The organism is Pseudomonas sp. E6002, from assembly GCF_013385565.1.
In the GTDB taxonomy this organism is placed as follows: Bacteria; Pseudomonadota; Gammaproteobacteria; order Pseudomonadales; family Pseudomonadaceae; genus Aquipseudomonas.
The window spans coordinates 420,341-444,139 of record NZ_JACAPT010000009.1; the positions used below are offsets into that span (position 1 = coordinate 420,341).

A 23,799-nucleotide genomic window follows, 5' to 3' on the forward strand; every position below is an offset into this window, starting at 1 on the left:
GACTAGCGCGAGCGGCAAAAAGTGCCCCGAGAGTGGCACCAATATTTACCCGGACCTGTTCAATCGCGCCCAAAGCCTGCTGCCTTCGGGCATCGTCGTAGGGTTTGCTGATACACAATACGAACACCCCCTCTCTAATGGATAGCCTGGAGTTCGACCTCATCGCCCGGCATTGGTGCAGTGCACCTTCTGTCAGCGCGAAGCTCTATCAGTGCAACTGTAGACGCTGGCGAAGACGATATTGCTCAATCGTCAAATATCGTTTCAATAAACACGCTTTGTTTGACCAAGGACCGCAAGTTTCCCCCCCGATCGGTCCTGGCTCCAGTCTCGTCCTGCGCGAGTCCGGGGGCAAGGCACTTAGCCATCTTGGAAACAAATAAAAATGCCCCGCCCCGGCATCGTCGCCTCCGGGGGCAACCCTGTTATTATCGGCGCCACACTTTCATGCCCTCTTTCCAGCAGATCACGAGCGAATCCATGAGCACCGACAAGACCAACCAGTCCTGGGGCGGCCGCTTCAGTGAACCCGTCGACGCCTTCGTCGCGCGCTTCACCGCCTCCGTCACTTTCGACCAGCGCCTCTACCGCCACGACATCATGGGCTCGATCGCCCACGCCACGATGCTGGCCAAGGTCGGCGTGCTGACCGACGCCGAGCGCGACAGCATCATCGACGGCCTGACCACCATCCGTGGCGAGATCGAAGCCGGCACCTTCGACTGGCGCGTCGACCTGGAAGACGTGCACATGAACATCGAGGCCCGCCTCACCGACCGCATCGGTGTGACCGGCAAGAAACTGCACACCGGTCGCAGCCGTAACGACCAGGTGGCTACCGATATCCGCCTGTGGCTGCGGGACGAGATCGACCTGATCCTGGCAGAAATCACCCGCCTGCAAAAAGGCCTGCTGGAGCAGGCAGAGCGTGAATCCGGCACCATCATGCCCGGCTTCACCCACCTGCAGACCGCACAGCCTGTGACCTTCGGCCACCACCTGCTGGCCTGGTTCGAAATGCTCAGCCGAGACTACGAGCGCCTGGTGGACTGCCGCAAGCGCGCCAACCGCATGCCTCTGGGCAGCGCTGCACTGGCTGGCACCACCTACCCGATCGACCGCGAATACACCGCGCAGCTGCTGGGTTTCGACGCTGTGGGCGGCAACTCCCTGGACGGCGTGTCGGACCGTGACTTCGCCATCGAATTCTGCGCCGCGGCCAGCATTGCGATGATGCACTTGTCGCGCTTCTCCGAAGAGCTGGTGCTGTGGACCAGCGCGCAATTCCAGTTCATTGACCTGCCGGACCGCTTCTGCACCGGCAGCTCGATCATGCCGCAAAAGAAAAACCCCGACGTGCCGGAGCTGGTACGCGGCAAGAGCGGCCGTGTATTCGGTGCGCTGATGGGCCTGTTGACCCTGATGAAAGGCCAACCGCTGGCCTACAACAAGGACAACCAGGAAGACAAGGAACCGCTATTCGACGCCGCCGATACCCTGCGCGACTCGCTGCGAGCCTTTGCCGACATGATCCCGGCGATCAAGCCCAAGCACGCCATCATGCGTGAAGCGGCCCTGCGCGGTTTCTCCACCGCCACAGACCTGGCGGACTACCTGGTACGCCGTGGCCTGCCGTTCCGCGACTGCCACGAGATCGTCGGGCATGCCGTGAAGTACGGCGTGGACACCGGCAAGGACCTGGCGGAAATGAGCCTGGAAGAACTGCGCCAGTTCAGCGACCAGATCGAGCAGGACGTGTTTGCGGTGCTGACCCTGGAAGGCTCGGTGAATGCCCGTAACCATGTCGGCGGGACTGCGCCGGCGCAGGTGAAGGCTGCCGTGGTTCGCGGCCAGGCATTGCTCGCCAGCCGCTAACCCAAAGGTAAGTACCCCTGCAAACAAGGGCAAACACTGAACCTGTGGCGAGGGAGCTTGCTCCCGTTGGACTGCGCAGCAGTCCCATTTTGGGGCCGCTCCGCTGCCCATCGGGAGCAAGCTCCCTCGCCACAAAAGCAGTCTTTATTTCTTCGCAGCAACCATCGCCATAAACGCCGGCATCGCCGCTTCCTTGTCCGCCGCCACCCGCTGGGCATTAGGCAGCGCCTGCAAGCGCTCCAGCAACGCCTTGGCCTTCGGCAACTCAGCCAACAGATCCAGCCCGAACAGCTTCCCGGCCACGGCACAGGCCAGGTCCACGCTGTACACAACATACAAATCCGCAATCGTGAAGCTGTCTCCTGCCACATACGGCGCAAACTTCCCGTGCCGCCCCAGCGATGCGATCCCCAGCAATAACTCCGCCCTGGACTTTTCCTTGATCGCCTCCGGCACCGGCATTCCGAAAAACGCCTCGGCAAAACACGCCCGGGCCGGCAACTCGATGTACAGCTCGATTTCCCTGCACAACGCCAGCACCTGGGCGCGCTGGAACGGCTCGCTCGGCAGCAGCGATCGTCCGCCCTGGGTCTGTTCGAGGTATTCGAGGATCACGCTGGTTTCGTTGATAAACCCTTGCTCGACACCCAGCACCGGCACCTTGCCCCGGGGGCTCACGGCCAAGGCTTCAGGGGTCTGGCCTGCGTAGAACGGCACCTCTTCGAAGGGCAGCCCTTTCTCCAGCAGCGCCAGTTTGACCATGTTGTAGTAGTTGCTGACCGAAAATCCATAAAGCTTGAGCATCACAAAGCCTCCAGGCCGTGTACGGGGTTGGCAGCAGTGGTTATAGATCGGGAGGCCGCGCCTGGCCAGCAGCATCAGCCGAGTGAATGGGGGTAGACTGGCGCCCTTTCCTCCAGGAGCCTGCCATGAGCGAGCCAACCGATATCGACAACGACGAAGAAGAGTTCGCCGAGACCACCTTGATTGAAGCGATCGAAAACCAGATCGAAAGCGACAACCCGCCCGCCGCCAAGGCCACGTTCAACAAGCTGACCCTGGTGGGCTACGAGCGCGAAGACATCCTGCAAATGATGGCCCACGTCCTCGCCATCGAAATTGACGCGCTGCTCGAAGAAGATCGCGCCTTCAATACCGAATGGTATGAAACTGCGTTGCGTGCGCTGCCGGAGCTGCCGCCCGAGAAGCAATAAGCCTCACACCGCGCTGGCCAGCAAACTCTTGCTGGCCACAATCCTGCCCCACATCAACACCGCATGAGTTCCGACTGGACAGCTCGCCCAAGTGCGTTCACCTTATGGCTGCTAACGTCTAAAAATTCCTAGAAAGTCTGGAGTCCTTATGTCGTATACCCCTGAGTTGGTTGCCGAACTGGAAATCCTTGCACTCTTCAACCTGGGCAGCTCCCAGGAAGGTCTGAAAGTTCATCAGACTGCCGCTCCCACTGCCATTGCCGCCGCCCGGCGCCTGTTTGATAAAGACCTGATCGACCAGCCAGACGGTGGTTACCTCACCAGCCTCGGCCGGGACGCTGCCGAACACGCACAAAGCCTGCTGACTATTCTGACGACCGCCAAAGAAGCCGCCTGACACCTCGTATCGCCCACGGGATCCTCTCTTCACGGATTCCGCGGGCATTCCCGCGCCCGGGATAAAATTCCGGCGTCAAAAACAAATTCCCTCTAAACCTCCTACGCTACTGGCTGTAAACTCCCACACGGCCGCCCACGTCGGGCCCTGCGAGCCACCGAGTTCGACATGACCCGCACCCACGAAATCCGCCCCGACCTGGACGAAGGCATCGACCGCAAGGTGCTGGCCCAGTTACGCGCGCGGTTTCTGGCCCTGAACGAAGGCCGCATGGCCCGGGCCGTCGAAGGACTGACGCCACGCCAGCAAAGCGTGTTGACCCTGCTGCCGCTGTTTTTCCACGTGAATCACCCGCTGTTGCCGGGCTATGTGTCGGGCAGCACGCCGGCCGGCCTGTCGAATTTTGAACCCGACGCGCAAGCCTTGGCCGAGGCCCAGCGCCTGACCCGCACGTTTTCCTACAAGCCCCGCCACGGCAACCCACCGCGGCCGATTCACGGCCTGTTCCTGATGGGCAGCCTGGGAACCCTGGCCCAGGCCGATCAAAGTGATATGGACGTGTGGGTCTGCCATGCGGCCGATCTCAGCGAGAACGAGCTGGCCGAGTTGCGCAAGAAATGCCAACTGCTCGAAACCTGGGCCCTGAGCATGGGCGCCGAGGCGCACTTCTTCCTGATCGAGCCGACGCGGTTTATCCAGGGCGAGCGCGACAGCCAACTGAGTTCAGAAGACTGCGGCACCAGCCAGCATTACCTGCTGCTGGACGAGTTCTACCGCACCGCCATCTGGCTGGCCGGGCGCACGCCGATCTGGTGGCTGGTGCCGGTGTACGAAGAAACCCGCTACGCCGACTTCACCCACGCGCTGATTTCCAAACGCTTTATTCGCGCCGATGAAACCCTCGACCTGGGCCACCTGGCGCACATCCCGCCGGGTGAATTTATCGGTGCCGGCTTGTGGCAGTTGTTCAAGGGCATCGAATCGCCCTACAAATCAGTACTGAAACTCCTGCTGACCGAGGTCTACGCCAGCGAGCACCCGAAGGTGCAGTGCCTGAGCCTGCGCTTCAAGCGCGCTGTGTTTGCCAATCAGCTGGACCTGGACGAACTGGACCCGTACATCGTCGTCTACCGCCGGATCGAGGAGTACCTCAAGGCCCGTAATGAGCCGGAACGCCTGGAACTGGTGCGGCGCAGCCTGTACCTGAAGGTCAACCGCAAGCTCAGCGCGGGCCAGCGCACCGGGTGGCAGCGTTTGCTGCTGGAGCGCCTGGCCAGCGAATGGGGTTGGGACCAGCGCCAACTGGCCCTGCTGGACAGCCGCAGCCAATGGAAAGTCCGCCAGGTGGCCTCCGAACGCCGGGCGCTGGTCAACGAGCTGAACTACAGCTATCGCTTCCTGACCCAGTTTGCCCGCACCGAACAGACCGTCAGCCTGATCAACAAGCGCGACCTCAATGTGCTGGGCCGGCGCCTGTACGCTGCCTTCGAGCGCAAGGCCGGCAAGGTCGAATTCATCAACCCCGGCATTGCGCCCGACCTTGCCGAAGACACCCTGACCCTGGTGCAGTCGCCCAACCGCAAAGAGCCCGGCCAGCATCATTGGGGCTTGTACAACGGCAGCCTGACCGCCCTGGAATGGGAGCACTTCGCGCCGATCAAGCGCAGCCGCGATTTGCTGGAAATGCTCACCTGGTGCCACCGCAACGGCGTGATCGACAGCAGTACCCGCCTGGCGCTGCATCCTGGCAGCAGTGACATGACCGAATTCGAGCTGTTCAACCTGCTGGGCAGCCTGCAACAAACTGTCGTCCTGCCCCTGGCCAGCGTCGATGAAGACCGCCTGCTGCGCTCGGCAGTGCCCGAGGAAGTGCTGCTGCTGATCAACGTCGGCGTCGACCCGCTCAAGCATCACCGGGACTTGAACATCCTGATGACCACCGAGCGCACTGACTCCCTGAGTTACGCGGGCGTACGGGAAAACCTGGTGCTGACCCTGGACCAGGTCACGCTCAACAGTTGGAACGAGGTGATGGTCAGCCGCTATGACGGCCCCCACGCGCTGCTCGACTGCCTGCGCGACTACCTCAATCAGCTACCGCCCAATCACTTGCCGCGCTTGCGGGTGCGCTGTTTCTGCCACAACCGCGCGCAGTTCATTGCCCAGCGCGTGGAGGAAATCTTCGACACCGCGCAAAACCTGCTGCTGGGCCAGGAAAACCACCGCTACCTGGTGCAGGTGCAGCAGCACTACCACGTGATGGAACTGACACCCGGCCAGGCCAACCATGTGTCACTGGCGACCCAGGACGCGCTGATCGCCTACCTCAGTGAGGAACTGGCCAGCTACAGCCCGCTGCACCTGGACACCATGGCCCTGGAAGACCACGACCTGGCGCTGCTGCTGCCCATGGGCCTGCCCGACTGTGTGCAGGTGTTCTACCGGATCAACGACGGAGTTGCCGAGCTGTACGTGCTGGATGAGTTCAACGCGCTCTGGCAGCAACACCTGCCGTTCCACGACGAGCAAAGCCTGTTGGTGCCGTTGCAGCGCTTCCTGCAGTCGATCATTTATCGCCGCGACGCGCTGCTGCCGCTGGATCCGCAACAGCCCTTCGGCGCGGTGCAAATCCTGTATTACCAGCTGTTGCCGTCAGGCAGCGGCCGTGCACGGCGGGCCGAACCGCGCCCAGCGCCGCAAACCCCGGCCAACAAGCCGTTCTACGACGTGCAGGCGATTATCGGCAAGGCAGCACCGGGCCAGGTGGGGATCACCTTGTACTGCAATCAACGGGAGTTTTCCGAGCTGGAATTTGGCGACCAACTGTTTGCGGTGGTCGCCCAGCAAATCGTCGGGCAACGCCGGGAAGCCGAGCGTTACCGCTGCTACATCACCGATCTGGACCTGTCCGGCCTGCTCGGTGATGTTCAAAGCCCGAGCAATCTGTACCTGCGCTACAAGGCTGATCTGGAACTGGCGCTCAATGAAGCGCTGAACCAGGTTTAGAGAGGAAAGGCGCCACCGTCTTTCGGCTGGCCTTCGACGCCGAGCAATTCAAGCTTGAGGGTCTTGCCACCCGGTGCTGGCCAGTCGATGTGCTGGCCGACTTGCAGGCCCAGCAATGCACTGCCCACCGGCGCCAGGATCGAGATTTTGCCTTCGTCGGCGTTCGCGTCCTTGGGGTAGACCAGGGTCAGGTGATAGTCCTTGCCACTGCCTTGTTCACGGCAATGCACGCTGGAGTTCATGGTCACGACAGATGCAGGCACTTCATCGTGGCCAACCACTTCTTCGGCGCGGTCGAGTTCGTGTTGCAGGGCTTCAACGCCCGGCGACGCCTCGCCGACACGGTCGATCAGTTGCTCAAGACGCTGCACGTCAAGACGGGTGAGGATGATGGAAGGTGCGGTCATGATTCAGGCAGACTCCTTTTTTCTGCACAAAAAAGCAAAACCCCGCCAGGAAAAGGCGGGGTTCTCACGGACCTCGATGAGTTGAGGTGTATCCGGACACTACCACAGCACAATAAATAAACAAGACGGCCTCAGGCGCAGGTCCTGCGCTGCTCGGCCTGGGCGACGATCACGCGGCGTCGCGCATCGTCGGCGGAGCGCCATTCGCGGATGTCTTCCACATGGCGGAAGCAACCGAGGCAGACTTTGTGCTCATCCAGCCGACATAAACTGATACAAGGTGACGGCACCGCCGGGCTGACATTGCTGAACAGCGGCTTGGGCGGGCGTACGGGCTGCGTCACGATCAGATCTCGTCGAAGTCCAGCTCGACGCCGGCTTGTTCCTGGGTGAGGCGCGCGAGCATTTCGCTCAGCAGCTCATCGGTGGTGTCGTGGGTCCAGCGTTTTTCTTCTTCATCGTAATCGAAGTGAAAACCACCGGAACGCGCCGCCAGCCATAGCTGACGCAGGGGCTCCTGGCGGCTGAAAATCAATTGGGTGCCATTTTCAAACTTGACGGTGAGCACACCGGCCGAGTTCTCCAGGTCCACATCCAGACCGCTGTCGTCGAAAATATCCTCCAGCGCTTGCTGGGTCGCATCCACCAGGTCGTGAAAACGGGCTTCGGTCAAACTCATTGTGGGAACCTCGAAAAGTGTCTGGTCTCGCTCAAGCGCCGCACAATACGGACGCGCCATCATGATTGCAAAGGATACCGATTTCATTACCCACAGCCGTGTGAATTATCCTCGATTGGTGTAAGCACAATCGCGACGAACTCGGCAAAGCCCCGCCGGACGGGTATTTCGGCGCATAGGCAATCCGGCGGGTGGTCGGTATACTCGGGCGCAATTAATGCATATTCAAGGATTTCGCCATGAAGCGCCTGATCTCTTCCCTTGCTGCGCTCGTCGCGGTCGCTTGCCTCGTTAGTGCCTGTGGTCAAAAAGGCCCGCTGTATCTGCCCGATGACAGCAAAGACCCGAATGAACAGGCGCAATCGTCGCAAACCAAAGCGCACAAGCACGACACCTACTAAGGGAACATCATGGACGCTTTTAACTACCGGGACGGCGAGCTGTTCGCGGAAGGTGTCGCGCTGTCCGCCATCGCCGAGCGCTTTGGTACCCCGACCTACGTGTACTCCCGTGCCCACATCGAAGCGCAATACCGCTCCTTTGCCGATGCGCTGGAAGGCACGCCGAGCCTGGTGTGCTTCGCCGTAAAAGCCAACTCCAACCTGGGTGTACTCAATGTCCTGGCGCGCCTGGGCGCCGGTTTCGACATCGTGTCCCGGGGCGAGCTTGAGCGTGTACTGGCCGCCGGCGGCAAGGCTGACAAAATTGTGTTCTCCGGTGTCGGCAAGAGCCGCGAAGACATGCGCCGCGCCCTGGAAGTTGGCGTGCACTGCTTCAACGTCGAATCCACCGACGAGCTGGAGCGCCTGCAAGTGGTGGCCGCCGAGATGGGCGTTCGCGCGCCGATCTCCCTGCGGGTCAACCCGGACGTCGACGCCGGCACTCACCCGTACATTTCCACCGGTCTCAAAGAGAACAAGTTCGGCATCGCCATTGCCGACGCCGAGGACGTGTACATCCGCGCCGCGCAGTTGCCGAACCTGGAAGTCTTGGGTGTCGACTGCCATATCGGCTCGCAACTGACCAGCCTGCCACCGTTCCTCGACGCCCTCGACCGCCTGCTGGCGCTGGTCGACCGCCTCGGCGAGTGCGGCATCTACCTGCACCACATCGACCTCGGTGGCGGCGTGGGTGTGCGTTATCGCGATGAAGAGCCGCCGCTGGTGTCCGACTACATCAAGGCCGTGCGCGAGCGCCTCGAAGGCCGCGACCTGACGCTGATGTTCGAGCCGGGCCGCTACATCGTCGCCAACGCCGGCCTGCTGCTGACCCAGGTCGAGTACCTCAAGCACACCGAGCACAAGGATTTCGCCATCGTCGACGCGGCGATGAACGACCTGATCCGTCCGGCGCTGTACCAGGCCTGGATGAATGTGACGGCCGTCAAGCCACGCGCAGGCGAAGGCCGCAGCTACGATATCGTCGGCCCGATCTGCGAGACCGGCGACTTCCTGGCCAAGGAACGTCAGCTGGCCCTGGAAGAAGGCGACCTGCTGGCCGTGCATTCGGCCGGTGCCTATGGGTTTGTCATGAGCTCCAACTACAACACCCGCGGGCGTACCGCCGAGGTGCTGGTGGACGGTGATCAAGCGTTTGAAGTGCGTCGCCGCGAGACGGTAGCCGAGTTGTTTGCTGGCGAAAGCCTGCTGCCGGAGTAAGGTCATGTTGCTGCGTTTTACCAAGATGCACGGGCTGGGCAATGACTTCATGGTCCTCGACCTGGTCAGCCAGCACGCGCACATCCTGCCCAAGCACGCCAAGCTGTGGGGCGACCGGCACACCGGTGTCGGCTTCGACCAATTGTTGCTGGTGGAAGCGCCGAGTAACCCGGAAGTGGATTTCCGTTACCGGATCTTCAACTCCGATGGCTCCGAAGTGGAACAGTGCGGCAACGGTGCCCGCTGTTTCGCCCGTTTTGTCCTGGACAAGCGCCTGACCGCCAAGCGGCAGATTCGCGTCGAGACCAAAAGCGGCATCATCGAGCTGGATATTCGCAGCGACGGCCAGATCGGCGTCAACATGGGCGCGCCACGGCTGGTGCCGGCGGACATTCCGTTCCAGGCCACCGAGCAAGCCCTGAGCTACCCGGTGGACGTGGACGGCAAGACCGTCAACCTGGCTGCCGTGTCCATGGGCAACCCCCATGCCGTGCTGCGGGTGGATGACATCAACAACGCGCCGGTGCATGAACTGGGGCCGAAGATCGAAAACCACCCGCGCTTTCCCGCGCGGGTCAATGTGGGCTTCCTGCAGGTCATCGACCGTTCCCGTGCGCAGTTGCGCGTCTGGGAACGCGGGGCCGGCGAAACCCAGGCTTGCGGTACCGGCGCCTGCGCCGCTGCCGTGGCCGCGATCAGCCAGGGGTGGATGGATTCGCCACTGCTGATCGACCTGCCCGGCGGACGCCTGTCCATCGAATGGGCAGGCCCCGGCCAACCGGTGAAAATGACCGGCCCGGCCACCCGCGTCTACGAAGGACAGGTCCGTCTATGAGTGAGCAAATCTAATGACTGATAAGCCTCAAGTACCCGCGCAAGCATCCCCAAGCGAAAGTCTGGAGGCCGCAGCCGTTGCGGCGTATCTGGAGGCTAACCCGGACTTCTTCGTCGAACACGAAGAACTGCTGCCGGCCCTGCGTATTCCCCACCAGCGCGGCGATACCGTGTCGCTGGTGGAGCGGCAGATGAAGATCCTGCGCGAGCGCAATATCGAAATGCGCCATCGGCTCTCGCAGCTGATGGATGTGGCCCGCGACAACGACCGCCTGTTCGACAAGACTCGCCGCCTGGTCCTGACCCTGATGGACGCCGCCAGCCTGGAAGAAGCGGTGATCGCCGTCGAAGACAGCCTGCGCCAGGACTTCCAGGTGCCCTTTGTCAGCCTGATCCTGTTCAGCGACAACCCGATGCCGGTGGGTCGCTGGGTCAGCGGCAGCGATGCCCAGACCGCGATTGGCGGCCTGCTGTCCGAAGGCAAGACCATCAGCGGCACCTTGCGCGAGCATGAGCTGGACTTCCTGTTTGGCGCCGAGCAGCGCCAGCAGATCGGCTCCACCGCCGTGGTTGCCCTCAGTCATCAAGGTTTGCATGGCGTGCTGGCCATCGCCAGCCGTGATCCGCAGCATTACAAAAGCTCGGTGGGCACGCTGTTCCTGAGCTACATCGCCGAAGTGCTGGGCCGCGTCCTGCCACGCTTCACCAGCGCATTGCGCGCGGTGCGCTAGCCATGGAACGACAACTGGACGCCTACTGCGCTCACCTGCGCAGCGAGCGCCAGGTGTCGCCGCATACCCTGGAAGCCTACCGGCGGGACTTGAACAAGGTCCTGGCGTTCTGCGAGAAACAACACATCGGCAGCTGGAAGGCCCTGGACATCCAGGGTCTGCGCAGCCTGATCGCCCGCCTGCACCAGCAAGGCCAATCCTCCCGCAGCCTGGCGCGCCTGCTGTCGGCGGTACGCGGCCTCTATCACTACCTGAACCGCGAAGGCCTGTGCGACCACGACCCGGCCAACGGCCTGGCGCCGCCCAAGGGCGAACGCCGCCTGCCCAAGACCCTCGACACGGATCGCGCCCTGCAATTGCTCGATGGCGCCGTGGAGGACGACTTCCTGGCCCATCGCGACCAGGCAATCCTCGAACTCTTCTACTCCTCGGGCCTGCGCCTGTCGGAGCTGACCGGGCTTAACCTCGATCAACTGGACCTGGCGGATGGCCTGGTGCAGGTGCTCGGCAAAGGCAGCAAGACCCGCGTATTACCGGTGGGCAAGAAGGCCCGCGAAGCCTTGCTGCTGTGGCTGCCCCTGCGCGCCCTGGCCAACCCGGCGGACGACGCGGTGTTTATCAGCCAGCAAGGCCGGCGCCTCGGGCCCCGGGCCATACAAGTGCGGGTCAAGGCCGCCGGCGAGCGCGAGCTGGGGCAGAACCTGCACCCGCACATGCTCCGGCACTCCTTTGCCAGCCACTTGCTGGAGTCCTCCCAGGACCTGCGTGCGGTGCAGGAACTGCTGGGCCACTCCGACATCAAGACCACCCAGATCTACACCCACCTGGACTTCCAGCACCTGGCAACGGTGTACGACAGCGCCCATCCACGGGCCAAACGCATTAAGGGCAGTGACTCATGAGCATCAAGCTGATCACCTTCGACCTGGACGATACGCTCTGGGATAACGTGCCGGTCATCATCAGCGCCGAGGCATCGATGCGCGAGTGGCTGGCGACCCACGCCACCAAGGTGGGCGACTTGCCCCTGGAGAAGTTTGCCAGCCTGCGCCAGCAGGTGCTGGAGCGTCATCCCGAGCTGAAATATCGCATCAGCGTGTTGCGTCACAAGGTGCTGCAATACGCCTTCGAGGAAGCCGGGTACCCGCTGCCGGAAGCGGCGCAGATGGCGGATGTGTGCTTTGAAGCGTTCATCCATGCCCGGCATCAACTCACCGTATTCCCCGAAGCGGAACCGATGCTGCAAGCACTGCGCCGCGACTATCTGCTGGGGGTGATTACCAACGGTAATGCCGATGTGCAACGTGTGGGGTTGGCGGACTACTTCCACTTTGCACTCCGGGCTGAAGACATTGGTATTGCCAAGCCGGATGCGCGGTTGTTTCAGGAAGCCTTGCAGCGCGGTGGCGTAGCGCCGGGCGCGGCAGTGCATGTGGGTGACCATCCAGGGGATGACATTGCCGGTGCGCAGCAGGCGGGGCTGCGGGCGGTGTGGTTCAACCCGGCAGGCAAGGCCTGGGAGGCCGAGAAATTGCCGGATGCCGAGATTCGCAGCCTGACCGAGCTACCCGACGTGCTAGCCCGCTGGAATGCATAACCTGATGATGAAGGGCTTTTGTGGCGAGGGAGCTTGCTCCCGCTGGGCTGCGAAGCGGCCCCTGAACCAGCCACGACGGCCTTTCTGAAAGACCGCGTCGACCCAACCAGGGGCCGCTTCGCGCCCCAACGGGAGCAAGCTCCCTCGCCACACACGCTCTTCATCCTTGGATGGGTGTTGGCCCTGACCATTTTGTAGCGCCCATGAAAAAGCCCGCAGCGACGGCGGGCTTTTTCAGCAAGCAAACAGCAGGCCTTAGATAGGCCGGCTGCCGTACTTGTTATCCGGCTTCTTCGGTGGATCTGCCACCACGTTAGCCTCGACTTCCTGCACTTTGCCGCCTTTGGCGAGGAATTCTTCCATCGCCCGGGCCAGCGCATCGCGCTCTTTGTTCTTGGCTTCTACGCTCGGCAACTCGTCAACCGACACTGCAGCCTTGGCCTTGCCCTTGGCTGCCGGGACCGGTGCATCGTCGCCACCGTCGTCGTCAGCCACGTCTTCGGCAGCCGCCTCAAGACCTTCCTCGGTTTCGTCGTCGTCGCCTACTTCGAGGTCGTCGTTTTCCAGATCATCGTCGCTCATGTTCTACCTCATGACTTGCGAAAAGCAGATTAGTTATAGCCCAGCTTCGCCGCCTGTCGACGGCCGCCGGAAAAAAATCAACATCCACCGGTTAACCAGTGGCTTATGCCCCATCACCGTGCAAGGTGGCGAGGACTTTACGAGCACCGCCATGATCACGGTGCTCGCCCAGATAAACACCTTGCCAGGTCCCCATCGCCAAGCGGCCGGCCCTTACCGGCAAACTCAGCTGACAGCCCAGCAGACTGGCCTTGAAGTGCGCCGGCAGATCATCCGGACCCTCGTCGTTGTGTTCATATCCCGCCGTGCCTTGCGGCACCAGCGCATTGAAAAAACGCTCGAAGTCACGGCGAACCGCCGGGTCGGCATTCTCGTTGACCGTCAACGAGGCCGAGGTGTGCTGCAGCCACAAATGCAACAGTCCCACCCGACAGGCCTTCAATTCAGGCAGGCCGGCGAGCAACTCGTCCGTCACCAGATGAAAGCCCCGGGGCTTGGCCCGCAGGGTTATCAGGGTCTGTTGCCACATACAGTTCTCCGCCTATCGGCGCGCATTCTAGCGCGCTCAGGGAAAAAACAAAGTGCCGAATACGCCTACATGCCTGTAAGACATTCGCACACTGAAAAGTGCAGTGCGGATCCCATCACAAAGTCGCAAAAAAACCCATACACCTTTAGCCACAGACAAACCCAAGGCAAAAAAATGCCCGGCAAGCCGGGCATCTTTTTTTCGCGTACTTACAAGTTGTAGCCGCGCTCGTTGTGTTGCGCCAGATCGAGGCCAACCGCCTCTTCTTCTTCGGTCACCCGCAGGCCCATCACCACGTCCAGCACCTTGAGGATGATGTACGTCACGATAGCGGTGTAGATGACGGTGAAGCCGACGCCTTTGGCCTGAACCCAGACCTGTGCGGCAATGTCGGTAGTAGCGGCGTTGAAGCCACCCATCGACGGTGCGGCGAACACGCCGGTCAGGATCGCGCCGAGGATACCGCCGATACCGTGCACGCCGAAGGCGTCCAGGGAGTCGTCGTAGCCCAGTTTGCGTTTCAGGGTAGTGGCGCAGAAGAAGCACACCACACCGGCAGCCAGGCCGATTACCAGGGCGCCCATCGGGCCCACGGTGCCAGCGGCTGGGGTGATTGCCACCAGGCCCGCAACCACACCCGAGGCGATGCCCAGTGCGCTCGGCTTGCCGTGGGTGACCCACTCGGCGAACATCCAGCCCAGGGCCGCAGCAGCGGTAGCGATCTGGGTCACCAGCATCGCCATGCCGGCAGTGCCGTTGGCCGCAGCAGCGGAGCCGGCGTTGAAGCCGAACCAGCCGACCCACAGCATGGCCGCGCCCACCAGGGTGTAACCGAGGTTGTGCGGGGCCATTGGGGTGGTTGGGAAGCCTTTACGCTTGCCGAGTACCAGGCACGCTACCAGGCCGGCCACACCGGCGTTGATGTGCACCACAGTGCCGCCTGCGAAGTCCAGCACGCCCCAGTCGCCCAGCAACGAACCCGGACCGCCCCATACCATGTGGGCGATCGGTGCGTAGACCAGGGTGAACCAGACGCCCATGAAGATCAGCATCGCGGAGAACTTCATCCGCTCGGCGAATGCACCGACGATCAGCGCCGGGGTGATGATCGCGAAGGTCATCTGGAAGGTCACGAACACGGCCTCAGGGAACAACGCCGCCGGGCCGGTGATGCTGGCCGGGGTCACACCCGAGAGGAACAGTTTGGACAAGCCACCCACAAACGAGTTGAGGTTGACGACGCCTGCTTCCATACCGGTGGTGTCGAACGCCATGCTGTAGCCGTACACGAACCACAGGATGGTGATCAGGCCGGTGATGGCAAAGCACTGCATCATCACGGAAAGAATGTTTTTGGAGCGAACCATGCCGCCGTAGAACAGCGCGAGGCCTGGAATGGTCATGAACAGCACCAGCGCGGTGGACGTGAGCATCCACGCGGTGTCGCCGGAATTGAGGACTGGAGCAGGTACTGGGTCCGCCGCCATGGCCAGGGCCGGCATTACGAGGGACAACAGGGCTCCTAGCCCTGCGAATTTACGCAGAGTCATATTGTTTTCTCCTGGGGCGTTGGGGTTTGGCGGCTTAGATTGCGTCGGTATCGGTTTCGCCGGTACGGATGCGAATAGCCTGTTCCAGATTGACCACGAAGATCTTGCCGTCACCGATCTTGCCGGTGTTGGCGGCCTTGGTTATCGCCTCGATAACCCGGTCAAGATCCTTGTCGTCAATGGCGACATCAATCTTCACCTTTGGCAGGAAATCGACCACGTATTCCGCGCCGCGATACAGCTCGGTGTGACCCTTCTGCCGACCGAAGCCTTTGACCTCAGTAACGGTAATGCCCTGCACGCCGATCTCGGACAGTGACTCGCGTACATCGTCCAACTTGAACGGCTTGATGATGGCAGTGACTAGCTTCATGAAAACTCTCTCCCGAATTGGTGGACTTGCCCCAGGAAAACAAACCCGTCTCAAGTCTAAGCGCAGTGCCTGGCTTTGTAACGCTTCGTCGCCCTGGCATTTGCCATTGCGACGCTCGCTAACCACTGGTGACGAAACATGTACCGCTGGTCCGTCGGCGCACTGCATCGTCACAGCGACTGCATCAGTGCATGGGTCATGATCGTCTAAGCAGAAAGCTTGCCAGCTCCGTAAAAATCACTGAAATCAGTCCTTTGTTCGCCTGTGCCCACCTACCGGGCGCCACGACAGCGAAGATACGCACGAAAACGGTGCGCGACCGCCCGTCCTCATGCGCGAAAAGCGTGCGCCGCAGGGGCTGGAAAAGACTATAGACGCTGCGTGATACACTGCCGGCCAACAGATTTTCCGGACGATTTCCCATGCTCGCGCCCAAAGACCTCCTCGACGCCCTGAGCGGCCACGCCTCCCGCCTGTTCAGCAGCGACACGCCGCTGCCACGCAATGAAATTGAAAGCCAGTTCAAGGCACTGCTGCAAAGCGGTTTCAGCAAGCTGGACCTGGTAAGCCGGGAAGAGTTTGATAGCCAGATGGTGGTGCTGGCGCGCACTCGGGCGCGGTTGGAAAGCCTTGAGGCCAAGGTGGCGGAGCTGGAAGCGCGATTGACGCCTGCCGCCGAATAAGCCGGCCCAACCGGGGCAGGTTTCACCTGTCCCCGTTAAACCGTTGCAACCCTCAGCTCACCCGCTGATACCCGCCGACAACCCCCTTCTTCGACAATACCCACTGCCACAGCTGGATATCCCGCGCGCGAAACGCCCCTGCACACGACAGCAGGTAATAGCGCCACATCCGGTAGAAACGCTGGCCAAAGGTGTCTGCGAAATCCGGCCACGCCAGTTCGAAGTTTTCGCACCAGGCCATCAGCGTCTTGTCGTAGTCGGCGCCAAAGTTGTGCAAATCCTCGGCAACAAATAACCCGTCCATGGCGTCGCCGATCTGCCCGATCGAGGGCAAATCACCGTTGGGAAAGATGTATTTGTCGATCCACGGATCCGGCGTGCTGTTGCGTTGGTTCTTGCCGATAGTGTGTAGCAGGAACAACCCATCGTCTTTCAGGCAGCGGTTGGCGACCTCCATATACGCCCGATGGTTCTTGCGCCCCACATGCTCGAACATGCCGACACTGGCGATATGGTCGAACTGCTCGTCGATATCCCGATAGTCCTGCAGACGAAACTCGATCGGCAGATGTGAATACTTGGCCCGCCCCCACTCCGCCTGCTCCTTGGAGATGGTCACGCCGACACACTCGACCCCATAGTGCTCGGCCGCATGGCTCATGAAACTGCCCCAGCCACAGCCGATATCCAGCACGCGCATGCCCGGCTTGAGCCCCAGTTTTTTACAGATCAGGTCCAGCTTGGCGAACTGCGCCTGCTCCAGGGTGGTGGCATCTTTCCAGTAGCCACAGGTGTAGGTCATGCGCGAGTCGAGCATGCGTGCGTAGAAGTCATTGCCGAGGTCGTAATGTGCTTCGCCGACTTGCCAGGCGCGTTTCTTGTTTTGCAGGTTCAGCCAGCGGGAGCTGAACGCGTGAAACAACAAGGTGGCCGGGTTGGCCTGGTCGATCACGCCGGAGCGCATGAGGCGGAAAAAAAACTCATCCAGCGCCTCGGCGTCCCAGCCGCCATCCATGTAGTCTTCGCCAAGGCCCAGATTGCCCTTGGCCAGGGCGAGATCAAATGTGGCACTGTGGTGCAGTTGCATATCGGCAGCCGATGGCCCGTTGACCTCGATCTGCGCCTGCGCCAGCAACTCCTTAACGAAGCGCGCTCCCTGAGACATCTCATCAGAACCGGAAAAAGAATGACGCGTTTTGTTAAGCACAGTTGCTCTCCAGAAATAGCGTTGCCTTTGATTCATACACTGCGAGAAATCTGGCCATGGAAGCGTCTGGCAAGGCCCTTAAGGCGTCATGGAAGCGCTGGCTGGGAACAGATGTAACAAATCTTATCCAGCCATTTTTTAAAGATATAATGAATTAATATTATGAAAACCATGCAAAATTGGAATGCAAGATGGACATCCGGGCGCTCCGTTATTTCGTAGAAGTCGTCGACCAGCAGAGCTTTACCAAAGCCGCTGTGAAGCTGCACCTGACCCAGCCAACAGTCAGCAAGATGGTGCAGCAATTGGAGTCGAGCCTGGGCCTGAAGCTGCTCGACCGCATGGGAAAACGCTTCACCCTGACGGACGCCGGGGAAATTGTGCTCAAGCGCGCCAAGGAAATGATCGCGCTGCACGATGAAATGACGGTAGAGCTGCAAGACTTGCAGCATGTCGGGCGCGGCGCCCTGCGCATGGGGCTTTCGCCCTCCACCCACCTCGCACTGGCGCCGATTTTTGCGGAGTATCACGCCCGTTACCCGAAGATCGAACTGAAACTGTTCGAAAGCGGCGGCAATATCACCATCCAGGATCTGCGCCAGGGCACGCTGGAGTTCGGCACCATCCTGGACTCGCCGCGCGTGGCGGACATCTGGTCCGAATTCGAATCCATGCCCCTGTTCGAATCGCCACTGTGCCTGCTCGCGCCCCATGACTCGCCCTGGCAAGGCCGCAGCTCGGTGGAGTTGAGCGAACTGCAAGCCTGCGAATTCATCTTTTACGATGACACCTTCACCCTGAACCAATTCGTACTTGATGCCTGTGCACAAGCCGGTTTTGAGCCGCGGATCAGTGGCCGCAGCAGCCAATGGGACTTTATCGCCTCCCTGGTACGACTGGGCGTGGGCATCACCCTGCTGCCCCGGGCATTCTGCGAAACCCTTGATGCGAGCCAGTTCAGCATCGCGGAAATACAGTCGCCGGCCCTGAACTGGAGGCTGATGCTGGCGTGGCGTCGGCAGTGCAAGTTGTCGTTTGCGGCGCAGGCGTGGTTGACGCTGGCGAAAGAGTTTCTGTGTGTGCCGCCGTCGGACCGCTAGCGCGATACGTTCTGTAAAACCTCGCCGCCGCGCGTCGCCATCACTCAACTACCCTTGAAAAACCGCAGGAAGCGGCCACTCATTTCAAGGAACCAGCATGTCACTCGCCATCGTCCACAGCCGCGCCCAGATAGGCGTCGAAGCGCCCGCCGTCACTGTCGAGGTGCACATGGCCAACGGCTTGCCGTCGCTGACGCTGGTGGGCCTGCCGGAAACCGCCGTCAAGGAAAGCAAAGACCGCGTGCGCAGCGCCATTCTCAATTCTGCGCTGCAATACCCGTCCCGCCGCATCACCCTCAATCTCGCACCCGCCGACCTCCCCAAGGACGGCGGGCGTTTTGATTTGGCGATTGCCCTGGGGATTCTCGCCGCCAGCGTGCAGGTACCGGCGCTGACCCTCGATAACGTGGAATGCCTGGGCGAGCTGGCGCTGTCCGGTGAGGTGCGGCCGGTGAAAGGTGTGTTGCCGGCAGCCCTGGCGGCGCGCAAGGTCGGGCGCACCTTGATCGTGCCACGGGCCAATGCCGAGGAAGCCTGCCTGGCTTCGGGGTTGAAGGTGATTGCCGTGGATCACCTGCTGCAAGTGGTGGCGCACCTGAACGGTCACGTGCCGATAGAGCCCTTCGTTTCCAGTGGCCTGATGTACTTGAACAAACCCTACCCGGACCTGAGTGAAGTGCAGGGCCAACTGGCGGCCAAGCGTGCGCTGTTGATCGCTGCGGCGGGCGCCCACAACCTGTTGCTCAGCGGGCCACCGGGCACCGGCAAGACCTTGCTCGCCAGCCGTCTACCAGGGTTGTTGCCGCCCTTGAGTGAACAGGAAGCGCTGGAGGTGGCGGCGATTCAATCGGTGGTCAGCCTGGCGCCGCTGAGCCATTGGCCACACCGGCCATTTCGCCAGCCGCATCATTCGGCATCCGGCCCGGCGCTGGTGGGCGGTGGCTCGAAACCGCAGCCGGGGGAAATCACCCTGGCCCATCACGGTGTGTTGTTTCTCGACGAGTTACCGGAGTTTGATCGCAAGGTCCTGGAGGTGCTGCGTGAGCCGCTGGAGTCCGGGCATATCGTGATTTCCCGCGCCCGCGACCGGGTGCGTTTCCCGGCGCGCTTTCAGTTGGTGGCGGCAATGAACCCCTGCCCTTGCGGCTATGTGGGCGAGCCCAGTGGGCGCTGTCGCTGCACGCCGGAGCAGATTCAGCGCTATCGCAACAAACTCTCGGGGCCGCTGCTGGACCGGATCGACCTGCACGTGACCGTCGCCCGGGAAAGCACCGCGCTGAACCCGGGCATACAGTCCGGTGATGATACCGCCAGCGCCTCCGTCCTCGTCGCCGATGCCCGGGACCGCCAACAACGGCGCCAGGGCTGCGCCAATGCGTTTCTCGACCTGCCGGGGCTACGCCAGCACTGCAAACTGGAAAAGGCTGATGAAGGCTGGCTGGAAAGCGCCTGCGAACGGCTGACGCTGTCGTTGCGGGCGGCCCATCGCCTGCTCAAGGTCGCCCGCACCCTGGCCGACCTGGAACAAGTGGAAGCCATCGCCCGCCATCATCTGGCGGAGGCCTTGCAGTACCGCCCTGCTAGCGCGTCCTAGGCAACGCCAGAAGCAGCCCCGCCACTTCCATCACCTCATCCATCACCGCTTCAGCGGATTCAACGGAGGGTTTGAGCAACAAGTCATCGGCATAGCCCATCGCTACGGCAAAGAGTTGTCGCGCAGCGCGCTTGGGCGACTCACAGCGAAACACCTTGGCTGCCACACCGTGCTCGATGATCTCGGCGAGCATGGCTTGCCACTGGGCGTTGATCACCAGGTAAGCCTGGGCCAATGGCTCGTCATGCATGGCTTCGTCCCAGGCATCCAGCCATAGCGCCCAACCGGCGTCTGCCGTGGAGGGCAGGCAGTCACGCAGGAACCCTTCGAGGGCTTCCAATGGCGGCAGATCCACCAGCGGCGCCCTCACCTCGTCCAGTTGCTCGTTGGCGAACCGCACGAACGCTTCGCGGCGCAGCTCTTTCCAGTCGCTGAAGTAGTGATAGACGTGGCTGCGGGACAGCCCGGCATGCTCCGCCAGGTCGCGGGTGGAAACATCGGCAAACCCTTTGCTGCGAAACAGCTCCAGGGCGGCGGCGATGATCTGGTCTTTACGGTCGATACGCGACATGAGGCTTTTCCTTCAGGCACCGGCAGATCGACGGCGCTTGCTTTTTGAGCGGTCGCTCAAGGATACTTGAGCAGTCGCTCAATAATAGCGTTTATCTCACTCTCGGTGCACCCCATGTCATCCGTAACACCCCAGATCCTGATCGAAGAAAGCAAAAAGATCGGGCAACAATCCGCCAGCCAAACCCTCAAGGCGATCGCCAAGGCCTATCCCGGCAAGTTGTTCTGCACCTTGTCGCTGGTGGCCCTGGAGAACGCATTGCTGCTGGCCTACCCACTGTTTGCGGGGTTCGCGGTGGACTCGATCATCCGCGGCGATGCCGGCAGCGCGCTGTTCTACGCCGCCGTGGTGCTGGCGTTCTGGGTGGTCGGGGCGGCGCGACGGGCGCTGGATACGCGCACCTTCACCCGTATCTACGCGGACCTTGCGGTGCCGGTGATTCTCAACCAGCGCCTGCAAAACCACAGCACCTCAAGGGCAGCGGCGCGGGTAGTGCTGGCGCGGGACTTTGTGGATTTCTTCGAAAAACACGTGCCGATCATCGCGACGGCGCTGGTTTCCATCGTCGGTGCGGCAGTGATGCTGTTGGTGATCGAGCCGTGGATCGGCCTGGCGTGCCTGACGGCGCTGGTGCTGTGCACAACCTTGTTGCCACGTTTCGCCCGGCGCAATCAGGAACTGCATGAGCGCTTGAATGACCGCCTGGAAAAGGAAATCGGCCTGGTGGAAACGGTCGGCGCACAGACCTTGCAGCGCCACTACCAGGTGCTGTCACGCCTGCGCATCTGGCTGTCGGACCGCGAGGCCGCAGCGTTCCTGTTTATCGGCACGCTGGCGGCGCTGTTGTTTGTGGTCGCCATCAGCCAGTTGGCGCTGTCGCCGGCGGTCAAGGCCGGCCATGTGTATGCGGTGATGACTTACCTGTGGACCTTTGTCAGCAGCCTGGATGAAGCGCCAGGGATGGTTGATCAACTGGCGCGACTCAAGGACATTGGCAAGCGTGTGGACCCGGGGCTGGGCGACCGATCCGACGTTTGACGCGTCGAATCGGCCGTCATCGCGGGCAAGCCCGGCTCCCACAGTGGACCGCGTACTCCAGAACAACACGGTCAACTGTGGGAGCGGGCTTGCCCGCGATGAGGCCCGAACAGTCAATCAACGAAACCGGTCAACCTCATGCCGCAAGCCCGCCGCCAGGGTCTCCAGTTCCTTGGCGGTGATCGCCAGGTTGGACACCACTTCACGCTGCTCGCTGTTGGCCAGGGCGATGCTCTGCAAGTTGCTGCTCAGCAGGGTCGCCGTGCTGCTCTGCTCCTGGGTCGCCGTGGTAATGGCCGCAAACTGCTGGCCCGCCGAGCGGCTTTGCTCGTCGATCCGCGCCAGCGCAGAGGCGACGTCAGCGTTGCGAGCCAGGCCTTCCTGCATCAGCACGTTGCCTTGCTCCATGGTGCTGATGGCGTTGCCGGTTTCCTGCTGGATACTCTGGATCATCCCGGAAATCTCATCCGTGGCCTGACGAGTGCGCGATGCGAGGTTGCGCACTTCATCGGCCACCACCGCAAACCCGCGCCCCTGCTCACCGGCCCGCGCCGCTTCGATGGCGGCGTTGAGCGCCAGCAGGTTGGTCTGTTCGGCAATCGCGGTAATCACCCCGACGATCCCGCCGATTTCCTGGGAGCGCTGGCCCAAAGTGTTGATCACCGTGGCCGTGCTGTTCAGCGCGGTGGCGATGTGTTCCAGGGACGACGACGCTTCCTGCATCGAGGTGCGGCCGATCCTGGTTTGCTGGGCGTTGTCCTGCGCCAGGCGTTCGGTGTTGCCCATGTTGTCGGCAATATTCAGCGAGGTGGCGCTGAACTCTTCCACCGCGCCGGCCATGCTGGTGATCTCGCCGGACTGTTGCTCCATGCCTTCGTACGCACCGCCGGACAACCCCGACAGTGCCTGGGCGCGGCTGTTCACGTCTTCAGCCGCCTTGCGGATATGCGACACCATGGTCGACAGCGCTTCGCCCATCTGGTTGAAACTGCGGGCTAGTTGGCCGATTTCATCATGGCTGGAAACGTTCAGCCGTGCGCTCAAATCACCGGCGCCCAGGGCTTCGGCCTGACGCACCAGGTCGCCCAATGGCTGCAACTTGCTGCGCAGCAACCAGACCGCCGCGCCCACCGCCAGCAGCATCGCGAGCAAGCTGCCGATCGCCAGGCGAATCCCCACCGACCAGGTCACCGCGCGAATTTCGGCTTTCGGCATGCTCGCCACCACCGACCACGGGCCGCCTTCAAACGGCACGGCAACGCTGTAGAAGTCTTCGTTCTTGTCGCTCCAGAAACGGCCTTTTCCAGGTTTGGCGGCCAGGTCGAGCATCACCGGAATCGACTGATCCAGCGCCTGCACGCCAGCGGGCGGTACCAGCCAGTGCTTCTGTTCGTCCAGCAGCGCCAGGGAACCGGTCTGGCCGATGCGGAAGCGCTTGAGGTTGTCGAACTGGGCGTTCTGCGCATCGGTGTAGTCGAAGCCGACAAACAGCACCGCAATCACTTTGCCGCTGGCGTCCCGCACCGGGCTGTACTGGGTCATGTAGGAGCGATCGAACAATACCGCACGGCCAACGTAGCCCTGCCCGCCCAGCAAGCGTTGATAGGCCGGATGCTGGTGATCCAGCGCCGTACCGATGGCGCGGCTGCCGTCCTGCTTGGTCAGGGAGGTGCTGACGCGGATAAAGTCCTCGCCGCTGCGTACGAACAAGGTCGCCACGCCGCCGGACATCTGCTTGAACTCATCGACTTCAGCGAAGTTGTTGTTGAGCACTTCCTCGCCCAGGTACAGGCCCGGCGTCTGCACGCCCGCCACCGTCACCGGTTGCTCAGGGCGCGTACTCAAGCCGGCGCTGAAGCGCTTTTCAAACAGCCCGCTCAAACGCTGGGTACTTTCGCGCAAGGTGCTGTGGAAGGTATTGAGTTGGTCGGCCAGCAAGCGGGCCTCGCTGGCCAGGTGCTCCTCGCGGGTGTCGAGGTTGGCGGAATCCAGCGAACGCAACGCGAATACCGTGCTGCCGCTGATGACGACAGCCAGTATCACGGCGAGGGCAAGCCCCAGTTGAGAGGCAATCCGGGCGCGAGGTTGAGACATGAAGGCTCCTGGCCGAGGCCAGGATCATCCTGATCTCATAGCGCTGCTCGGCAAAATTCTAATAGGGGAAACGTTGCAGA

Annotated in this window: 25 protein-coding genes; 14 read left to right on the forward strand and 11 right to left on the reverse strand. The window is 61.8% G+C overall.

What is annotated here, in order from left to right:
* Positions 1-480 precede the first annotated feature (480 nt).
* Positions 481-1,875 (forward strand): argininosuccinate lyase, encoded by a 1,395-nt coding sequence (gene argH / locus HX815_RS08250; protein WP_008439335.1) that lies wholly within the window; start codon positions 481-483, stop codon positions 1,873-1,875.
* Positions 1,876-2,019: 144 nt separating this feature from the next.
* Here the strand turns inward: argH and HX815_RS08255 are convergent, their stop codons facing one another.
* A complete protein-coding gene (locus HX815_RS08255) occupies positions 2,020-2,679 on the reverse strand; it encodes a glutathione S-transferase family protein (protein ID WP_177028052.1) in 660 nt (219 codons plus the stop codon).
* A 125-nt stretch (positions 2,680-2,804) separates the two neighbouring features.
* Between HX815_RS08255 and HX815_RS08260 the strand changes: the two genes are divergently transcribed.
* The 3 genes from HX815_RS08260 (at position 2,805) to HX815_RS08270 (ending at position 6,492) form a co-directional block, all read left to right on the forward strand.
* Positions 2,805-3,089: a hypothetical protein gene (locus HX815_RS08260; RefSeq protein ID WP_003208814.1), complete on the forward strand. Its 285-nt coding sequence runs from the start codon at positions 2,805-2,807 to the stop codon at positions 3,087-3,089.
* 148 nt (positions 3,090-3,237) lie between these two features.
* The gene (locus tag HX815_RS08265; RefSeq protein WP_003208812.1) at positions 3,238-3,486 is read left to right on the forward strand and encodes a TIGR02647 family protein; all 249 of its coding nucleotides are present in this window, start codon (positions 3,238-3,240) and stop codon (positions 3,484-3,486) included.
* A gap of 168 nt (positions 3,487-3,654) precedes the next feature.
* On the forward strand, positions 3,655-6,492 hold the full coding sequence (locus HX815_RS08270; RefSeq protein WP_102370150.1) for a class I adenylate cyclase: 2,838 nt from the start codon (positions 3,655-3,657) through the stop codon (positions 6,490-6,492).
* Here HX815_RS08270 and rnk read toward each other — a convergent pair.
* The 3 genes from rnk to cyaY form a co-directional block, all read right to left on the reverse strand.
* Positions 6,489-6,899 (reverse strand): nucleoside diphosphate kinase regulator, encoded by a 411-nt coding sequence (gene rnk / locus HX815_RS08275; RefSeq protein ID WP_003208808.1) that lies wholly within the window; start codon positions 6,897-6,899, stop codon positions 6,489-6,491. The two genes, HX815_RS08270 and rnk, sit on opposite strands and share 4 nt — an antisense overlap.
* Positions 6,900-7,030: 131 nt before the next feature.
* On the reverse strand, positions 7,031-7,243 hold the full coding sequence (locus HX815_RS08280) for a DUF1289 domain-containing protein (RefSeq protein WP_177028053.1): 213 nt from the start codon (positions 7,241-7,243) through the stop codon (positions 7,031-7,033).
* Between the two features lie 2 nt (positions 7,244-7,245).
* A complete protein-coding gene (gene cyaY, locus HX815_RS08285; RefSeq protein ID WP_003208803.1) occupies positions 7,246-7,578 on the reverse strand; it encodes an iron donor protein CyaY in 333 nt (110 codons plus the stop codon).
* Positions 7,579-7,817: 239 nt separating this feature from the next.
* On the opposite strand from cyaY, the gene HX815_RS08290 reads away from it, so the two are divergent.
* Genes HX815_RS08290 through HX815_RS08315 form a run of 6 tightly spaced genes read left to right on the forward strand, consistent with a single transcriptional unit; the run spans position 7,818 to position 12,398 of the window.
* Positions 7,818-7,979 carry a lipoprotein gene (locus HX815_RS08290; RefSeq protein WP_003208801.1) on the forward strand — a complete coding sequence of 54 codons (162 nt, stop codon included), beginning with the start codon at positions 7,818-7,820 and terminating at the stop codon, positions 7,977-7,979.
* Positions 7,980-7,988: 9 nt separating this feature from the next.
* On the forward strand, positions 7,989-9,236 hold the full coding sequence (gene lysA, locus HX815_RS08295; protein ID WP_008439346.1) for a diaminopimelate decarboxylase: 1,248 nt from the start codon (positions 7,989-7,991) through the stop codon (positions 9,234-9,236).
* A gap of 4 nt (positions 9,237-9,240) precedes the next feature.
* Positions 9,241-10,071 (forward strand): diaminopimelate epimerase, encoded by an 831-nt coding sequence (gene dapF / locus HX815_RS08300; RefSeq protein WP_008439347.1) that lies wholly within the window; start codon positions 9,241-9,243, stop codon positions 10,069-10,071.
* Positions 10,072-10,084: 13 nt separating this feature from the next.
* Positions 10,085-10,801 carry a DUF484 family protein gene (locus HX815_RS08305; protein WP_003208796.1) on the forward strand — a complete coding sequence of 239 codons (717 nt, stop codon included), beginning with the start codon at positions 10,085-10,087 and terminating at the stop codon, positions 10,799-10,801.
* Positions 10,802-10,803: 2 nt separating this feature from the next.
* A complete protein-coding gene (xerC, locus tag HX815_RS08310; RefSeq protein ID WP_008439350.1) occupies positions 10,804-11,703 on the forward strand; it encodes a tyrosine recombinase XerC in 900 nt (299 codons plus the stop codon).
* Positions 11,700-12,398 carry an HAD family hydrolase gene (locus HX815_RS08315; RefSeq protein ID WP_008439351.1) on the forward strand — a complete coding sequence of 233 codons (699 nt, stop codon included), beginning with the start codon at positions 11,700-11,702 and terminating at the stop codon, positions 12,396-12,398. Before xerC ends, HX815_RS08315 begins: the two co-directional genes overlap by 4 nt.
* A gap of 255 nt (positions 12,399-12,653) precedes the next feature.
* On the opposite strand, the gene sutA is transcribed toward HX815_RS08315, so the two are convergent.
* The 4 genes from sutA to glnK all read right to left on the reverse strand — a co-directional run bounded on the left by sutA (position 12,654) and on the right by glnK (position 15,432).
* On the reverse strand, positions 12,654-12,980 hold the full coding sequence (gene sutA, locus HX815_RS08320; protein ID WP_003208791.1) for a transcriptional regulator SutA: 327 nt from the start codon (positions 12,978-12,980) through the stop codon (positions 12,654-12,656).
* A 103-nt stretch (positions 12,981-13,083) separates the two neighbouring features.
* Positions 13,084-13,509 carry a secondary thiamine-phosphate synthase enzyme YjbQ gene (locus HX815_RS08325; RefSeq protein ID WP_003208787.1) on the reverse strand — a complete coding sequence of 142 codons (426 nt, stop codon included), beginning with the start codon at positions 13,507-13,509 and terminating at the stop codon, positions 13,084-13,086.
* Between the two features lie 209 nt (positions 13,510-13,718).
* Positions 13,719-15,059: an ammonium transporter gene (locus HX815_RS08330; protein WP_008439352.1), complete on the reverse strand. Its 1,341-nt coding sequence runs from the start codon at positions 15,057-15,059 to the stop codon at positions 13,719-13,721.
* Between the two features lie 34 nt (positions 15,060-15,093).
* The gene (gene glnK / locus HX815_RS08335) at positions 15,094-15,432 is read right to left on the reverse strand and encodes a P-II family nitrogen regulator (RefSeq protein ID WP_002555808.1); all 339 of its coding nucleotides are present in this window, start codon (positions 15,430-15,432) and stop codon (positions 15,094-15,096) included.
* A 473-nt stretch (positions 15,433-15,905) separates the two neighbouring features.
* On the opposite strand from glnK, the gene HX815_RS08340 reads away from it, so the two are divergent.
* Positions 15,906-16,115 carry an accessory factor UbiK family protein gene (locus HX815_RS08340; RefSeq protein ID WP_371103568.1) on the forward strand — a complete coding sequence of 70 codons (210 nt, stop codon included), beginning with the start codon at positions 15,906-15,908 and terminating at the stop codon, positions 16,113-16,115.
* A gap of 52 nt (positions 16,116-16,167) precedes the next feature.
* Here the strand turns inward: HX815_RS08340 and cfa are convergent, their stop codons facing one another.
* Positions 16,168-17,250: a cyclopropane fatty acyl phospholipid synthase gene (gene cfa, locus HX815_RS08345; RefSeq protein WP_003208781.1), complete on the reverse strand. Its 1,083-nt coding sequence runs from the start codon at positions 17,248-17,250 to the stop codon at positions 16,168-16,170.
* 263 nt (positions 17,251-17,513) lie between these two features.
* On the opposite strand from cfa, the gene HX815_RS08350 reads away from it, so the two are divergent.
* Complete coding sequence (locus HX815_RS08350; RefSeq protein WP_003208779.1) at positions 17,514-18,422, forward strand: LysR family transcriptional regulator; 909 nt, start codon at positions 17,514-17,516, stop codon at positions 18,420-18,422.
* Positions 18,423-18,519: 97 nt separating this feature from the next.
* Entirely contained in the window at positions 18,520-20,016 is a 1,497-nt protein-coding gene (locus tag HX815_RS08355; RefSeq protein WP_003208777.1) for a YifB family Mg chelatase-like AAA ATPase, read from the forward strand.
* Here HX815_RS08355 and HX815_RS08360 read toward each other — a convergent pair.
* Positions 20,003-20,587 (reverse strand): TetR/AcrR family transcriptional regulator, encoded by a 585-nt coding sequence (locus tag HX815_RS08360; RefSeq protein WP_177028054.1) that lies wholly within the window; start codon positions 20,585-20,587, stop codon positions 20,003-20,005. The genes HX815_RS08355 and HX815_RS08360 overlap by 14 nt on opposite strands.
* A 114-nt stretch (positions 20,588-20,701) precedes the next feature.
* Between HX815_RS08360 and HX815_RS08365 the strand changes: the two genes are divergently transcribed.
* On the forward strand, positions 20,702-21,625 hold the full coding sequence (locus HX815_RS08365; protein WP_177028055.1) for an ABC transporter six-transmembrane domain-containing protein: 924 nt from the start codon (positions 20,702-20,704) through the stop codon (positions 21,623-21,625).
* A gap of 117 nt (positions 21,626-21,742) precedes the next feature.
* On the opposite strand, the gene HX815_RS08370 is transcribed toward HX815_RS08365, so the two are convergent.
* The gene (locus HX815_RS08370) at positions 21,743-23,719 is read right to left on the reverse strand and encodes a methyl-accepting chemotaxis protein (protein ID WP_008439409.1); all 1,977 of its coding nucleotides are present in this window, start codon (positions 23,717-23,719) and stop codon (positions 21,743-21,745) included.
* Positions 23,720-23,799 lie beyond the last annotated feature (80 nt).

Excerpts from the sequence above, each read along its gene's own strand:
- rnk (WP_003208808.1), bottom strand. The coding sequence starts at position 6,899 with ATGACCGCACCTTCCATCATCCTCACCCGTCTTGACGTGCAGCGTCTT.
- HX815_RS08265 (WP_003208812.1), top strand. The coding sequence starts at position 3,238 with ATGTCGTATACCCCTGAGTTGGTTGCCGAACTGGAAATCCTTGCACTC.
- dapF (WP_008439347.1), top strand. The coding sequence starts at position 9,241 with ATGTTGCTGCGTTTTACCAAGATGCACGGGCTGGGCAATGACTTCATG.
- HX815_RS08360 (WP_177028054.1), bottom strand. The coding sequence starts at position 20,587 with ATGTCGCGTATCGACCGTAAAGACCAGATCATCGCCGCCGCCCTGGAG.
- xerC (WP_008439350.1), top strand. The coding sequence starts at position 10,804 with ATGGAACGACAACTGGACGCCTACTGCGCTCACCTGCGCAGCGAGCGC.
- HX815_RS08260 (WP_003208814.1), top strand. The coding sequence starts at position 2,805 with ATGAGCGAGCCAACCGATATCGACAACGACGAAGAAGAGTTCGCCGAG.
- HX815_RS08305 (WP_003208796.1), top strand. The coding sequence starts at position 10,085 with ATGACTGATAAGCCTCAAGTACCCGCGCAAGCATCCCCAAGCGAAAGT.
- lysA (WP_008439346.1), top strand. The coding sequence starts at position 7,989 with ATGGACGCTTTTAACTACCGGGACGGCGAGCTGTTCGCGGAAGGTGTC.
- sutA (WP_003208791.1), bottom strand. The coding sequence starts at position 12,980 with ATGAGCGACGATGATCTGGAAAACGACGACCTCGAAGTAGGCGACGAC.
- HX815_RS08350 (WP_003208779.1), top strand. The coding sequence starts at position 17,514 with ATGGACATCCGGGCGCTCCGTTATTTCGTAGAAGTCGTCGACCAGCAG.
- HX815_RS08330 (WP_008439352.1), bottom strand. The coding sequence starts at position 15,059 with ATGACTCTGCGTAAATTCGCAGGGCTAGGAGCCCTGTTGTCCCTCGTA.
- cyaY (WP_003208803.1), bottom strand. The coding sequence starts at position 7,578 with ATGAGTTTGACCGAAGCCCGTTTTCACGACCTGGTGGATGCGACCCAG.
- HX815_RS08325 (WP_003208787.1), bottom strand. The coding sequence starts at position 13,509 with ATGTGGCAACAGACCCTGATAACCCTGCGGGCCAAGCCCCGGGGCTTT.
- HX815_RS08355 (WP_003208777.1), top strand. The coding sequence starts at position 18,520 with ATGTCACTCGCCATCGTCCACAGCCGCGCCCAGATAGGCGTCGAAGCG.
- HX815_RS08315 (WP_008439351.1), top strand. The coding sequence starts at position 11,700 with ATGAGCATCAAGCTGATCACCTTCGACCTGGACGATACGCTCTGGGAT.
- HX815_RS08255 (WP_177028052.1), bottom strand. The coding sequence starts at position 2,679 with ATGCTCAAGCTTTATGGATTTTCGGTCAGCAACTACTACAACATGGTC.
- HX815_RS08370 (WP_008439409.1), bottom strand. The coding sequence starts at position 23,719 with ATGTCTCAACCTCGCGCCCGGATTGCCTCTCAACTGGGGCTTGCCCTC.
- HX815_RS08290 (WP_003208801.1), top strand. The coding sequence starts at position 7,818 with ATGAAGCGCCTGATCTCTTCCCTTGCTGCGCTCGTCGCGGTCGCTTGC.
- glnK (WP_002555808.1), bottom strand. The coding sequence starts at position 15,432 with ATGAAGCTAGTCACTGCCATCATCAAGCCGTTCAAGTTGGACGATGTA.
- HX815_RS08365 (WP_177028055.1), top strand. The coding sequence starts at position 20,702 with ATGTCATCCGTAACACCCCAGATCCTGATCGAAGAAAGCAAAAAGATC.
- HX815_RS08270 (WP_102370150.1), top strand. The coding sequence starts at position 3,655 with ATGACCCGCACCCACGAAATCCGCCCCGACCTGGACGAAGGCATCGAC.
- argH (WP_008439335.1), top strand. The coding sequence starts at position 481 with ATGAGCACCGACAAGACCAACCAGTCCTGGGGCGGCCGCTTCAGTGAA.